The 13,777-nt window shown below is 68.7% G+C and carries 13 protein-coding genes and 1 pseudogene; 3 read left to right on the forward strand and 11 right to left on the reverse strand.

Annotated features, from left to right (window positions below):
- Nucleotides 1-5 precede the first annotated feature (5 nt).
- The 6 genes and pseudogenes from BEN78_00260 to BEN78_00285 all read right to left on the reverse strand — a co-directional run bounded on the left by BEN78_00260 (nt 6) and on the right by BEN78_00285 (nt 6,683).
- Nucleotides 6-284: an RNA chaperone Hfq gene (locus tag BEN78_00260; protein ID ASR42080.1), complete on the reverse strand. Its 279-nt coding sequence runs from the start codon at nt 282-284 to the stop codon at nt 6-8.
- A 145-nt stretch (nt 285-429) separates the two neighbouring features.
- Nucleotides 430-1,416 (reverse strand): tRNA (adenosine(37)-N6)-dimethylallyltransferase MiaA, encoded by a 987-nt coding sequence (locus BEN78_00265; protein ID ASR44797.1) that lies wholly within the window; start codon nt 1,414-1,416, stop codon nt 430-432.
- 22 nt (nt 1,417-1,438) lie between these two features.
- Entirely contained in the window at nt 1,439-2,860 is a 1,422-nt protein-coding gene (locus tag BEN78_00270) for an amino acid permease (protein ID ASR42081.1), read from the reverse strand.
- 121 nt (nt 2,861-2,981) lie between these two features.
- Nucleotides 2,982-3,878: a dihydropteroate synthase gene (locus tag BEN78_00275; protein ASR42082.1), complete on the reverse strand. Its 897-nt coding sequence runs from the start codon at nt 3,876-3,878 to the stop codon at nt 2,982-2,984.
- Between the two features lie 136 nt (nt 3,879-4,014).
- Nucleotides 4,015-5,942, reverse strand: a pseudogene (hflB, locus tag BEN78_00280) (ATP-dependent metalloprotease).
- Nucleotides 5,943-6,056: 114 nt separating this feature from the next.
- Complete coding sequence (locus BEN78_00285) at nt 6,057-6,683, reverse strand: 23S rRNA methyltransferase (GenBank protein ID ASR42083.1); 627 nt, start codon at nt 6,681-6,683, stop codon at nt 6,057-6,059.
- A gap of 83 nt (nt 6,684-6,766) precedes the next feature.
- Here BEN78_00285 and BEN78_00290 point away from each other — a divergent pair, with 83 nt between their 5' ends.
- Nucleotides 6,767-7,072: an RNA-binding protein gene (locus BEN78_00290; protein ID ASR42084.1), complete on the forward strand. Its 306-nt coding sequence runs from the start codon at nt 6,767-6,769 to the stop codon at nt 7,070-7,072.
- A 15-nt stretch (nt 7,073-7,087) separates the two neighbouring features.
- Entirely contained in the window at nt 7,088-7,471 is a 384-nt protein-coding gene (locus BEN78_00295; GenBank protein ID ASR42085.1) for a hypothetical protein, read from the forward strand.
- 75 nt (nt 7,472-7,546) lie between these two features.
- On the opposite strand, the gene BEN78_00300 is transcribed toward BEN78_00295, so the two are convergent.
- From BEN78_00300 to BEN78_00315, 4 genes are read right to left on the reverse strand one after another with little or no spacing between them, the layout of a single operon-like run.
- Nucleotides 7,547-8,335 carry a hypothetical protein gene (locus BEN78_00300; GenBank protein ID ASR42086.1) on the reverse strand — a complete coding sequence of 263 codons (789 nt, stop codon included), beginning with the start codon at nt 8,333-8,335 and terminating at the stop codon, nt 7,547-7,549.
- Nucleotides 8,269-8,853 carry a hypothetical protein gene (locus BEN78_00305; GenBank protein ASR42087.1) on the reverse strand — a complete coding sequence of 195 codons (585 nt, stop codon included), beginning with the start codon at nt 8,851-8,853 and terminating at the stop codon, nt 8,269-8,271. The genes BEN78_00300 and BEN78_00305 overlap by 67 nt, the downstream gene beginning before the upstream one ends.
- Nucleotides 8,853-9,548 carry a protein-L-isoaspartate O-methyltransferase gene (locus BEN78_00310; protein ID ASR42088.1) on the reverse strand — a complete coding sequence of 232 codons (696 nt, stop codon included), beginning with the start codon at nt 9,546-9,548 and terminating at the stop codon, nt 8,853-8,855. The genes BEN78_00305 and BEN78_00310 overlap by 1 nt, the downstream gene beginning before the upstream one ends.
- Nucleotides 9,545-10,327 (reverse strand): 5'/3'-nucleotidase SurE, encoded by a 783-nt coding sequence (locus BEN78_00315; protein ASR42089.1) that lies wholly within the window; start codon nt 10,325-10,327, stop codon nt 9,545-9,547. The genes BEN78_00310 and BEN78_00315 overlap by 4 nt, the downstream gene beginning before the upstream one ends.
- A 123-nt stretch (nt 10,328-10,450) precedes the next feature.
- Here BEN78_00315 and BEN78_00320 point away from each other — a divergent pair, with 123 nt between their 5' ends.
- A complete protein-coding gene (locus BEN78_00320; protein ASR42090.1) occupies nt 10,451-10,996 on the forward strand; it encodes an SMR domain protein in 546 nt (181 codons plus the stop codon).
- Between the two features lie 126 nt (nt 10,997-11,122).
- Here BEN78_00320 and BEN78_00325 read toward each other — a convergent pair whose 3' ends face one another.
- The gene (locus BEN78_00325; protein ASR42091.1) at nt 11,123-13,582 is read right to left on the reverse strand and encodes an endopeptidase La; all 2,460 of its coding nucleotides are present in this window, start codon (nt 13,580-13,582) and stop codon (nt 11,123-11,125) included.
- Nucleotides 13,583-13,777: the final 195 nt, after the last annotated feature.

Genomic DNA, 13,777 nt, shown 5'->3' on the forward strand with positions numbered 1-13,777 from the left:
TAGATTCATTCAGGCTGTTCGGCGGCATCGTCGACCGCACCATGCGCGGACTCGACGAAACCGCCACCGGGGGCCACGCGCACGTTGCGCGCCGGCACCACAGTCGAGATCGCATGCTTGTAGACCATCTGGCTCACGGTGTTGCGCAGCAGCACCACGAATTGGTCGAACGACTCGATCGTGCCCTGCAGTTTGATGCCGTTGACGAGGTAAATCGAGACCGGTACGCGCTCACGGCGCAATGCGTTCAGGAAAGGATCCTGCAAGGACTGTCCCTTGGACATCGTGTTCCCCAGCTTGGTTATTGTTGTCGGGCGCTGGCCCGTCGACGCCACTCCCCGCGACGCGACCCGCCGATGTTACACAACCCTTGCCCCGCGCGTACGGGACGGTTCGTCTCGATCGGCCTGTCGGGGTGCGCAGCACGGTTCAGCCGTCTCCTGCGCCTACCGCCGGGCGCGCCGCCAACGCCTGGTCGACCGCGGCATCGAGCGCGGCGCGCTCGCGTCCAGGGTCGAACCAGCGCACTTGGCTGCGCCCACGCAGCCAGGTGAACTGGCGCTTGGCCAGTTGCCGGGTCGCGGCGATCGCGCGATCGCGCATCGACGCCACATCCCCCAGCCCGTCCAGGTACTCCCAGGCCTGGCGGTAGCCGACGGCGCGGATCGCCGGCAACTCCAGCGGCGCAGGATGGGCGCGCAGTTGCGGCAAGGCACGCAGCGCGCGGACCTCGTCGAGGAAGCCGGCGGCGAGCATCGCATCGAAACGGGCCGCGATCCGCGCATGCAGCTCGGCACGCTCGGGCGGCGCGATCGCCAACTGCAGCACACGCGCCGGGAACGGCGGCGCCTCGGACGGCCGGCGTTGCCAGTCGCTGATCGGCACGCCGCTCAGGCGATGCACTTCGAGCGCCCGCTGGATGCGCTGCGGATCGCCCGGTCCGATCCGCGCCGCGGCCTCCGGATCGACCGCCGCAAGCTGGGCGTGCAACGCCGGCCAGCCAAGTGCGGCGGCCTGCGCGGTGATCTCCGCCCGCACGGCCGGGTCGGCGGCCGGCATCGGCGACAGGCCTTCGAGCAGCGCGGCAAAGTACAACCCGGTGCCACCGGCGAGGATCGGCAGCCGTCCGCGGGCGAGGATGTCCTCGATCGCGTGGCGGGCATCGATGGCGAACTCGGCCGCCGAATAGGTCTGCCACGGATCGCGCAGGTCGAGCATGTGGTGCGCGACGCGGTCGCGCTCGGCGGCATCGGGCTTGGCCGCCCCGATGTCCAGTCCGCGATACACCAGCGCCGAGTCGACGCTGACGATCTCACCATTGAGGCGCTCGGCCAGGGCCAGCGCCAGCGCGGATTTGCCCGAGGCGGTCGGGCCCATCAGCGCGATCACCCAGGGCCGGGCGTCGCCGGCGTTCATCGCGTGCGGATGCGCACAGGCCTCATGCGTCGCCGCCGCGGCCCAGCACACTGTTGCGCCGCGCATAGAGCAGGTAGACCAGGACGCCGAACACGTTCCAGGCCAGGAACCACAACTGCGTGCGCTGCGGCAGGCTCCAGAACAGGTAGGTGCAACCGAGGATCGCGATCGGGCCGATCACCCACGCCAGCGGCGCGCGGAACACGCGCGGGCGCTGCGGGTCGCGCACACGCAGCACCAGCATGCACAGCGCGACCGCGGTGAAGGCGGCCAGCGTACCGGCATTGGCGAGCGCGGCGATCTCGTCCAGGCGGGCCACGCCGGCGAGCGCGGCGACCAGCACTGCGGTGAACAGCGTGATCATCACCGGCGTACCGCGCCGGGCATCGACCTTGGACAGCGCGCGCGGCAGCAGGCCGTCGCGCGACATCACGAAGAACACCCGGCTCTGGCCATAGAAGAACGCCAGCAGCACCGTCGGCAGCGCGACCACCGCCGCGCCCGACACGATGCCAGACGCGGTACCCTGCCCCAGTTCGCGCATGATCAGCGCCAACGGCGCCGGGCTCTGCGCGAACAGTGTGTAGTGCATCGCACCCACCGCCGCCAGCGCGACCAGCAGGTAGATCACCGTGCAGCCGACCATCGAGCCGATGATGCCGATCGACAGGTCGCGCTTGGGATTGCGGGTTTCCTCGGCGGCAGTGGAGATCGCATCGAAGCCGTAGAAGGCGAAGAAGATGATGGCCGCAGCCGCCATCACCCCACGCTCCACGCCGTCGCCGCCCATGCTCTTGGCAAAGCCGTGCGGCATGAAGGGCTCGAGATTGGCCGCGTCGAAGTGCGGCAGCGCGATCGCCACGAACACCGCCAGCGCGACGACCTTGACCACCACCAGCACGGCATTGAGCGTCGCGCTCTCCTTCGTGCCCACCACCAGCAGGCCGGCAACGGCGAAGGTGATCAGCACCGCCGGCAGATTGACCACGCCGCCGGCATGCGGCCCGACCGCGATCGCCTGCGGCACGGTCACGCCGATGCCGGTCAGGAACTCGACCACCGAGCCCGACCAGCCGACCGCCACCGCGCTCACGACCAGCGAGTACTCCAGGATCAGGCTCCAGCCGACGATCCAGGCGATGCCCTCGCCGAGCACCGCATAGCTGTAGGTGTAGGCACTGCCGGCGGCCGGCATCATCGTCGACATCTCGGCGTAGGCGAGCGCGGCGCAGGCGCAGACCACACCGGCGACGAGGAACGACAGCAGCACTGCCGGCCCAGCGAGGTTCGCGCCGACGCCGATCAGGGTGTAGATGCCCGTGCCTACGATCGCGCCGATGCCCAACGCGACCAGGTGCGGCCAGCCGAGGGTGGGCACCAGCCGGCGTCCTTCCTCGTGCACGGTGATCAGATCGATGTTCTTGCGCCGCAACCAGGCCTGCATGCGGAAATCCCCACCCGAAGACGAAGCGCACAGTGTGGAGCATCCCCCGGCCCATTGCGATGTGCGCTGCGACAGCTCGCCGCACCTGCCTGCGCGCCGGCCCCGACGCGGCTCCCGATGCTCAGGCGTCGTCGGGCCACTGGATCGTCGGCGCCGCCGCCACCCGCGGACGCGGCACCGCCGCCACCGCAAGCCAGACCCGCAGCGCGTCGACGGTGGCCGCGACATCGTGCACGCGCAGCAGCCGGGCCCCGTTTTGGGCAGCGATCAGGTGGGCGGCCACCGACCCGGCGACGCGCTCGGACGCCACCTCGCGCCCGGTCAACTCTCCGATGCTGCGCTTGCGCGACAGGCCGGCCAGCACCGGCACGCCGAGTTCGCCCAAGCGCGCGAGCTGGGCCAGCAGCGCGAGGTTGTGCGCGGTGGTCTTGCCGAAGCCGAAGCCCGGATCGACGACGATCCGGCGGCGCTCGATCCCGGCCATCTCGGCAGCGAAGATGCGCTCGGCCAGGAACCGGTGCACCTCGGCGACCACGTCGTCGTACTCGGGCGCATCCTGCATGCCGCGCGGCTCGCCCAGCATGTGCATCAGCACGACCGGCACGCCGAGCGCGGCGGCGGCCTGGAGCGCACCCTCGCGACGCAGCCCGTAGACATCGTTGATCAGGCCAGCACCGGCCTCGACCGCGGCGCGCATGACTTCGGGCTTGGAGGTGTCGATGCTGATCGGCAGCGCGGTCTGCGCGGCCAAGGCCTCGATGACCGGCAGCACCCGCCGCAGCTCCTCGTCGACCGGCACCTCGTCGGCACCGGGCCGGGTCGACTCGCCGCCGATGTCGAGCACGTCGGCGCCCGCCTCGGCCAACCGCAGGCCGTGCGCGATCGCGGCCTCGGCCGTGGCATGCGCACCGCCGTCGGAGAACGAATCGGGGGTGACGTTGACGATGCCCATGACCCGCGGGCGGTCGAGCCGCAGGACGCGGCCGTTGCAGTCGAGTTGGGGAGCGGTGTCGAACATGAGGCGTCGGGACTCGGGGTGAGACGGGGCGTCGATTATCGGACGTCCGGCCTCGCAACGCCCCTCACGCAAAACGGCACCCGGTCGCCCGGGTGCCGCTCAGTCGAATCACATCCTGGACATCATTCGGCAGGCGTCAGGCCTGCTCGGCGGCCCCGCCGATCGGCTGCAGCGGCCGCTTGCCGCCGGTGTCGCCGTCGTCGCCCCCACCGCCGGGCGGATTGGCCTTGCCCCAGCCCATCGGCGGCGGCGGATCGCGGCCTTCCATGATCGCGTCGATCTGCGGCACATCGATGGTCTCGTACTCGAGCAGCAGCTTGGACATCGCGTGCAGCTTGTCGATGTTGCCGGTCAGGATCTCGCGGGTGCGGGCATAGGCCCGGTCCAGGATCTCGCGCACGACTTCGTCGATCTTGCGCGCGGTGTCGTCGGAGACGCTCTTGTGCTGGGTGACCGACCGGCCCAGGAACACCTCGTCGTCCTCTTCGCCGTAGGCGATCGGGCCCATGACGTCCGACAGGCCCCACTTGGTGACCATGTTGCGGGCGATCTTGGTCGCGCGTTCGATGTCGTTCGACGCACCGGTGGTGACCTTGTCCTCGCCGAAGATCAGTTCCTCGGCCACGCGCCCGCCATACAGCGAGCACAGCTGGGATTCGATCGCCACGCGGTTCATCGAGTACTTGTCGCCCTCGGGCAAGTACATGGTCACGCCCAGCGCGCGGCCGCGCGGGATGATCGTGACCTTGTAGACCGGGTCGTGTTCGGGCACCAGGCGGCCGACGATCGCGTGGCCGGCCTCGTGGTAGGCGGTGAGCGTCTTCTCGTCCTCGCTCATCGCCATCGAGCGGCGCTCGGCGCCCATCAGGATCTTGTCGCGCGCGCGGTCGAAGTGGTCCATGCGGACCTCCTTGGCGTTCTCGCGCGCGGCGAACAGCGCCGCCTCGTTGACCAGGTTCGCCAGATCCGCACCGGAGAAACCCGGGGTACCGCGGGCCACCACCAGCGGCTGCACGTCCTCGTCCAGCGGCACCTTGCGCATGTGGACCTTGAGGATCTGCTCGCGGCCCTTGACGTCGGGCAGGCCCACGACGACCTGACGGTCAAAGCGGCCCGGACGCAGCAGCGCCGGGTCGAGCACGTCGGGCCGGTTGGTCGCGGCGACCACGATCACGCCCTCGCCGCCCTCGAACCCGTCCATCTCGACCAGCAACTGGTTGAGGGTCTGCTCGCGCTCGTCGTGACCGCCGCCCAGGCCGGCGCCGCGATGGCGGCCGACCGCGTCGATCTCGTCGATGAAGATGATGCACGGCGCCTGCTTCTTGGCCTGCTCGAACATGTCGCGCACGCGCGAGGCGCCGACACCGACGAACATCTCGACGAAGTCGGAGCCGGAGATCGAGAAGAACGGCACCTTGGCCTCGCCGGCGATCGCCTTGGCGAGCAGCGTCTTGCCGGTGCCGGGGGGCCGACCATCAGCACGCCGCGCGGAATCTTGCCGCCGAGTTTCTGGAACTTGGAGGGATCGCGCAAAAACTCGACCAGCTCGGACACTTCCTCCTTGGCCTCGTCGCAGCCGGCGACGTCGGCGAAGGTGACCTTGGTCTGCTCCTCGCTCAGCAGTTTGGCGCGCGACTTGCCGAAGGACATCGCGCCCTTGCCGCCGCCCTGCTGCATTTGCCGCATCATGAAGAACCAGAAGCCGATGATCAGCGCGACCGGCAGCAACTGGATCAGGATGTAACCCAGCGAGATGCCACTCGACGGCGGCGCCTGATCGATCGCGACGTTGTGGTTCATCAGGTCGTCGATCATGCGGTCGTCGCGCCGCGGGGCGATCACCGTGCCGGTCTGCCCGCCCTTGGTCTTGAACGTGATGGTGCGTTCGTCCTCGGCGATCTTCACCGAGCCGATCTGGTCACGACGCACCTGCTCCATGAACTGCGAGTACTGGACGTCCTGGCCGCCGGCGGCACCGGTGCGCGGGCTGAAGCTCTGGAAGACCACCATCAGCACAATGGCGACCACCACCCAGAGCAACAGATTCTTGACCAGATCGTTCATGTGATTGTTCGACTCTTCATTAGGTGGAGCGAGAAAACCGTCGCCACGCCGGCCGATGGTACTACGGCCATGTGGTGCCGCCGTTCATGATCCCAAGCCCGAAGCGGCGTCCGCTCAGCGCGGCCGCTTGCCCTGGGCCAGGGCGTAGACCTCGGGCGAACGCTGCCGGGAGGCGGCCGGCTTGCGGATCGAGAGCTTCTCGTACCGCTGCCGCAGGTCTTTCACATAGGCGTCGAAATCGGTGCCCTGGAACAGCTTGATGAGGAAGGTGCCACCGGTGCGCAGGTGGTCGTCGGCGAACGCCATCGCCAGCTCGGCCAGGTGCATCGCCCGTGGCTGGTCGACAGCGTCGATACCGCTTTTGTTGGGGGCCATGTCCGACAACACAAGGTCCACCTGCTGTCCGCCAAGCGCGGCCTCGAGCGCGGCCAGCACCGAATCCTCGCGGAAATCGCCGTGCAGGAACTCGACCCCGGCCAGCGACGGCATCTCCAGGATATCGAGCGCGATCACCCGTCCGCTGTCGCCCAAGGCCTGCCGGACCCACTGCGACCAGCCGCCGGGCGCGGCGCCCAGGTCGACGACGACCATGCCCGGCTTGAGCAGCCGGCTGCGCTCGACCAGTTCTTCGAGCTTGTACGCGGCACGCGAGCGCAGCCCCTCGGCCTGCGCCTTCTTCACGTAGGGATCGGAGAAATGTTCTTTCAGCCAGCGCTGGCTGCTTTTGCTGCGGGAGGCCATTGCCGGCTCGGTCGGGCTGAACGGAGGACGCGAACGGCCATGATATCCTGCGGGCCGTTTTCATTCCTGCGACCGGTTCATCCATGAGTAACGTCCTGACCGCTGCCCAGACCCGTTTTCTGCGCGGCCAGGCCCATGGCATCAAGGCCATGTTGCAGGTGGGCGGCAAGGGCATCACCGATGCCCTGGTCGCCGAGATCGATGCCGCGCTCGAGCATCACGAACTGATCAAGGTGAAGGTCGGGGCCGCCGACCGCGAGGCCCGCGACGCAATGATCGCCGAGCTGGCCGAACGCACGGCCAGTGCGCTGGTCCAGCGCATCGGCCACGTCGCGGTGCTCTACCGGCAGAGCCGCGACCGTCGCCAGATCGTACTGCCGCGGGCCTGAGCGCCCGGTCCGCCGATGCAGCTCAGCCTCGAAACGCCCGACTTCGACTACGTCCTGCGCGGTGCGGACGGCAGCAGCGCGCGGGTCAACGACCGCCAGCTGACCCGCAGCTTCATCGTCGCGCCGCGCGCGCTGGTCGAGGACTGGCCGGCCACCTCGGTGCGCACGCTCGACCTCGAGGCCCTCGCCCCGGTGCTGGCGCTCGAGCCCGAAGTGATCCTGCTGGGGACCGGCGCCGCCCAGGCCTTCCCGCCGGCTGCGACGATGGCCGCCTGCCTGTCGCGCGGCGTCGGCCTGGAAGCGATGACCAATGCCGCCGCGGCCCGCACCTTCAATGTACTGGCCGGCGAAGGCCGGCGGGTGGTGGCGGCGTTCGTACTCGAGAGTGATGCAGCGTGATCGCTGATGCGATGTCGGCGGCGCACCGCTGACATCCACGCATCACACACCTTTACGCCTGTCCCTTACGCCGGCTCATCGCGCCGGCAGATACGACAACGGATCGACCGGCTTGCCGTTGTAGCGAATCTCGAAGTGCAGCATGTCGCGCGCAGCGCCACTGCGGCCCATCTCGGCGATCTGCTGACCGGCGCGGACGCGCTCGCCCTCATTGACCCGGCGGGTGCGGTTGTGGCCGTAGGCCGAGAGCCACTGTTCGTCGTGCTTGACGATGATCAGCTCGCCGTAGCCGACCAGGCCCGAGCCGGAATAGACCACGACGCCATCGGCCGCCGCACGCACCGGTTGTCCGCCAGTGCCGGCGATGTCGATGCCCTGCTTGGTGGGTTCGTTGGCAACATAGCGCGCGATCAACTGTCCATCGGTCGGCCACTGCCACTGGAACGGGCTGCGCGCCGGTGGCGGCGCAGGCGGTTGCGGCGCCGACTGGGTCGGCTGCACCGGCTGGCGCGTGCCGCCCGACGATGCCGCGACGGTCGCGCCACGCCCGCCCGGATACAGGCGCAGCCGCTGGCCGGGATAGATGGTGTACGGCGGCGGGATGCTGTTCCAGGTCGCCAGGTCCAGCACACTGATGCCGTTGTTTGAAGCGATGCGGTACAGCGTGTCGCCACGCTGCACGACCGCACTCTGCCCCGGCTTCGGGGTCGAGGTGCGTGCCGCCCCGCCCTCGCGCACCACCCGGCTGCTGCCGCAACCGACGAGCAGCAAGGCCGTCAACACCAGTACCACGATCCTCATCGACCAAACTCCATCCAGACCAGTCCGACTGCGACCAGGCCGACCATCAGCCAGCCTAGCCATTCGATGTAGCGCCGCAGGATCGGCTCCACACGCGGGCCGCCCCAGGCCATCAACCCGGCGACGAGGAAGAACCGCGCGCCGCGCCCCACCAGCGAGCCGGCGATGAACGGTAACAGCCCGACGCCAAGCGAACCCGACGCAATCGTGAATACCTTGTACGGAATCGGCGTGAAGGCAGCGAGGAAAACGAACACAAACCCATGGCGCAGAAACAGCGCCTGGATCTCCTCGAACGCCGGCTGCCAGCCCATGCGCACGATCCACGGCCAAACGAGATCCAGCGCATAGTGGCCGATGACGTAGCCCAGCAGGCCGCCGACCACCGAACCGAGCGTGCACAGCAAGGCGTACCGCCACCACTTTCGGGGCTGGGCCAACGCCATCGGCGCGAGCATGACATCAGGCGGGATCGGGAAGACCACCGACTCGGCGGCGCTCATCGACGCGAGATAGCGCGGTGCATGACGATGCCGAGCCCAGGACAGCACGCGCTCGTAGAGCGCCTCGAACAACCGCATCAGTCGATGTATCCCGAAAGCAACGGCACGAACGCCACCGCGGCGACATCCTGCTGCACGAGCCGGCCGTCGGCCTGCTTGTGCAGCACCAGCAGCCGCTGCGACCCCGCCGCGCCGACCGGCGCGACCAAGGTGCCGCCGTCGGCGAGTTGCGCGGTCAGCGCATCGACCAGCGCAGGGCCCGCGGCGGTGACCACGATGCCGTCGAACGGTCCGTTCTCAGGCCAGCCGATGCGACCGTCGTCGTGCTTGCTGCGGACATTGAGGCCGAGCGAGCGGAAGCGCTTGCGCGCCACGCGCAGCAGCTCGCCGATGCGTTCGACCGTGTGCACCTCGATGCCGAGCGCGGCGAGGATCGTCGCTTGGTAGCCCGAGCCGGTGCCGACTTCCAGCACCTTGCGCGGCATGCCGTTGGCCAACAGGGCCTCGGTCATGCGCGCGACCACCCAGGGCTGGGAGATCGTCTGACCATGCCCGATCGGCAATGCGGTGTCCTCATAGGCGCGGGTCGCCAACGCCTCGTCGACGAACAGGTGCCGGGGCACGGTGCGGATCGCGTTGAGCACACGCTCATCAGAGATCCCGCCGCCCGGGTGCGCGCCGTCGCGCAATCGCTCGATCAGGCGGTCGCGCACGCGTTGCGAGGTCATGCCCACGCCCAACGCCTCAGGTTGCAGCCGCATGCGCGCCATCATGCCTGCGTCGCCCGGAGCCCGGCCTCCAGTCCGCCGACCCAGTTGGCGACATGCTCGAGCGCCTGGTACCGGGTGAGATCGACATGAATCGGGCTGATCGAGATATGCCGCGTGCGCACGGCATGGAAATCGGTACCGGGGCCGGCATCCTGCTCCGGGCCGGCGGCACCGATCCACCAGAACGTCCGCCCGCGCGGGTCGACGATCGGCGTACAGCCCTCGGCGCGGTGGCGGTTGCCCAGCCGCGTGACCTCAAAGCCTGTGAGGGCATCCCAGGCGACATCGGGCACGTTGACGTTGAGGATCGTGTCGGCCGGCAGCGGATCGGCCTTGAGCCGGGCGACGATCTCGACCGCGGCGCGCGCAGCGGTCTCGTAATACTGCCCATCATGATTGGCCGTGACCAGCGACATCGCGACCGCCGGCAAGCCGCAGAAGCGGCCTTCCATCGCCGCGGCGACGGTGCCCGAATAGATGACGTCGTCACCGAGGTTGGCGGTGTTGTTGATCCCCGACACGACGATGTCGGGTTCGCGATCGAGCAGGCCGGTCATCGCCACGTGTACGCAATCGGTCGGCGTGCCGTGGACCCGCCAGGTCGTTTCGTCGAGCTGCACCACGCGCAACGGCATGTCCAGCGTGAGCGAGTTGCTGGCCCCGGAGCGATCACGGTCGGGGGCGACGATCAGCACCTCGTGCCCTGCATCGCGCAGCCCCTGGGCGAGGATCCGGATGCCCGGTGCGTCGACGCCGTCGTCATTGCTGACCAGTACGCGCATGAACGTTTCCGAAAGCCCCCTGCGGTTGGCGAAGCGGACATGATAACGGATGCGTCCCGTGCGCCCCAGCTTGCGCGAGTGCGCGACCCTGCACACGGCCGGCGTCCGCGCTACGCTGGCGTCATGAGCCGGAACCACGACGCGCCCGACGACGACGATGCTGCGTTGTTCCGCGCCGCCATCGGGGCGGTGCGTGAGCTGCCCAGTACGCCGCCACCGCCGCAGCCGCCACGCCCGCGCCCGGCCACGCGCATGGCCGAGCGCGACGACGAGGAGGCGCGCAGCGAGTTCCGGCAGTTGCTCGATGGCCCGCTGCTGCAGGGCGGCGATGCAATGCAGTACCGCCGCGACGATGTGCCTGCACGCGTGCTGCGCCGGCTCGGCCGCGGCGAGTACGCGGCGCAGGAAGAGCTGGACCTGCATCACGCCGATACCGCGCAGGCGACCGCGTTGCTGCGGCTGTTCCTGCGCGACGCGATCGATGCCGGCGTGGGCTGCGTGCGCATCGTGCATGGCAAGGGAATGAATTCCTCGCCCGACGCGCCGGTCATCAAGAATCTGGTCGACCGCCTGCTGCGTCAGCGCGGCGACGTGCTCGCGTTCCACAGTGCGCCGGGCGCGCAGGGCGGTACCGGCGCCGTGCTGGTGCTGCTGCGCCCGCGGCGCTGACCGACCGGCAGACGCGGCAAACCGCCGAAACCGGGGTTTTTTCGGTTTTGAGGGCCGCCGGGAAACGCCCATAAAGAAGGGCCGCAATCGCTTGCGGCCCTCTTCCGGTGCGACATTACGCGGGCGTCAGTGCTTGACGCCCGTGCGCCGGCCTTCGCCGCCGTTCTTGGGCACCACCTTCGAGCGCGCCTTCTTCGGTTCGGCCTTGGCCGAGGGCGGAGGCGGCAACGGCCGCTCCAGCGCCAGGTCGAGCACCTCGTCGATGTACTTCACCGGCACGATCTTCATGCCCTGGGTGACGTTCTTCGGAATGTCGGCCAGGTCCTTGCGGTTCTCTTCGGGGATGATCACGGTCTTGATGCCGCCACGCAGCGCCGCGAGCAGCTTCTCCTTCAGACCGCCGATCGCGGTCACACGGCCACGCAGGGTGATCTCACCGGTCATCGCCACGTCCGCACGCACCGGGATGCGCGTGAGCAGCGAAACCAGCGTCGTCGCCATCGCGATGCCGGCGCTGGGACCGTCCTTGGGCGTCGCGCCGTCGGGCACGTGCACGTGGATGTCGTGCTTCTGCAACGTGTCGAGCTCCAGGCCCAGCCGCTCGGCACGCGCGCGCACCACCGACATCGCCGCCGACGCCGATTCCTTCATCACGTCGCCCAATTGACCGGTCAGCGTCAGCTGCCCCTTGCCCGGCACCTGCGTTGCCTCGATCTGCAACAGATCGCCGCCAACCTCGGTCCAGGCCAGGCCGGTGACCAGGCCGATCTCGTTGTCTTCTTCGGCACGACCGAAATCGAAGCGCTGCACGCCCAGGTACTTGTCGAGATTCTTCTCGGTGACCTTGACCGTCTTGATCGCCTTCGCGCCCTTGCCCTTGGTCTGGACCGGACCGGCCAGGGCGATCTCCTTGACCACCTTGCGGCAGACCTTGGCGATCTCGCGCTCGAGATTACGCACGCCCGACTCGCGCGTGTAGTAGCGCACGATGTCGCGGATCGCGCCTTCGGAGATCGTCAGCTCGGCCGCCTTCAGCCCATTGGCCTTGAGTTGCTTGGGCAGCAGGTAGCGCGTGGCGATGTTGAGCTTCTCGTCCTCGGTGTAGCCCGGGATGCGGATGACCTCCATGCGGTCGAGCAAGGGGCCGGGGATGTTGAGCGAGTTGGACGTGGCGACGAACATCACCTCCGACAGGTCGAGATCGACCTCCAGGTAATGGTCGTTGAAGGTGTGGTTCTGCTCCGGATCGAGCACTTCCAGCAGCGCCGAGGCCGGGTCGCCGCGGAAGTCCATCGACATCTTGTCGATCTCGTCGAGCAGGAACAGCGGATTCTTGGTGCCGACCTTGTTGAGGCTCTGCACGATGCGGCCCGGCATCGAGCCGACATAGGTCCGGCGGTGGCCGCGGATCTCGGCCTCGTCGCGCACGCCGCCCAGCGCCATACGGGTGAACTTGCGATTGGTCGCCTTGGCAATCGACTGGCCGAGCGAGGTCTTGCCCACGCCGGGCGGGCCGACCAGGCACAGGATCGCGCCCTTCATCTGCTTGACGCGCGTCTGCACGGCCAGGTACTCGAGGATGCGCTCCTTGACCTTCTCCAGGCCGTAATGGTCGGCGTCGAGCGTGTCCTGGGCAGCCTTGAGATCCTTGCGGACCTTGCTGCGCTTCTTCCACGGCACGCCAAGCAGCCAGTCGAGATAGTTGCGCACGACCGAGGCTTCGGCCGACATCGGCGGCATCTGCTTGAGCTTGTTGAACTCGGCGCGGGCCTTGGTCTCCACCGGCTTGGGCATGCCGGCCGAGGCGATCTTGCGGGCGAGCTCCTCGATGTCGTTGGGCGCGTCGTCGATCTCACCCAGCTCCTTCTGGATCGCCTTCATCTGCTCGTTGAGGTAGTACTCGCGCTGCGACTTCTCCATCTGCGACTTCACGCGGCCGCGGATGCGCTTTTCCATCTGCTGCACATCGATCTCGCCATCGACGAAGCCGACCAGCAGCTCCAGGCGGTCAGCGGTATCGGCCGATTCGAGCAGCCGCTGCTTGTCGGCCAGGCGCACGCCCAGATGCGCGGCGATCGTGTCGGCCAGGCGGCCGGGCTCGTCGATGCCGGCCAGCGTCTGCAGCAACTCGGGCGGCAGCTTGCGATTGGTCTTGACGTACTGCTCGAACAGGCCCATCAACGAGCGCGCGATCGCCTCGACCTCGCGCGGCTCGCGCGACTCGACAGCATCGAGCGGCACGCCGGTGCCCAACAGTGCGCCCTCGTGTTCGCGGATGTCGCGCAGCGACACGCGCTCGGTGCCCTCGACCAGCACCTTGATGGTGCCGTCGGGCAGCTTGAGCAGCTGCAGGACCTGGGCAAGCGTGCCCACCTGGTAGAGGTCGTCGGCGCCCGGGTCGTCGATGTCGGCGGACTTCTGCGCGACCAGCAGGATGCGCTTGTCGGCCTCCATCGCCACATCGAGCGCGCGGATCGACTTGTCGCGGCCGACAAACAGCGGGATCACCATGTGCGGGAACACGACGACGTCGCGCAACGGCAGGACCGGGAGATCGTAAGTGTCGGGAGTGGCGCGTGAGCTCATGGGGGGTTCCTTGAAAGATCGCGTCCGGCCGGCGGCGCCGGCCCGGCGGCCGGACGAGGCCGCCTGGGGCCAGTCGTTTATGGGGCGCGCGGGCGCCGGATGCAAGCGGGGCGCCCCGTCCCACGCGAAAGCGCCGCGATCGGTCCGATCGCGGCGCTTCGTGGCGGCCTTGGGGCGGGCACCGCAGCTGAACGG

Source organism: Xanthomonas citri pv. mangiferaeindicae (assembly GCA_002240395.1).
Classification (GTDB): Bacteria; Pseudomonadota; Gammaproteobacteria; order Xanthomonadales; family Xanthomonadaceae; genus Luteimonas; species Luteimonas citri_A.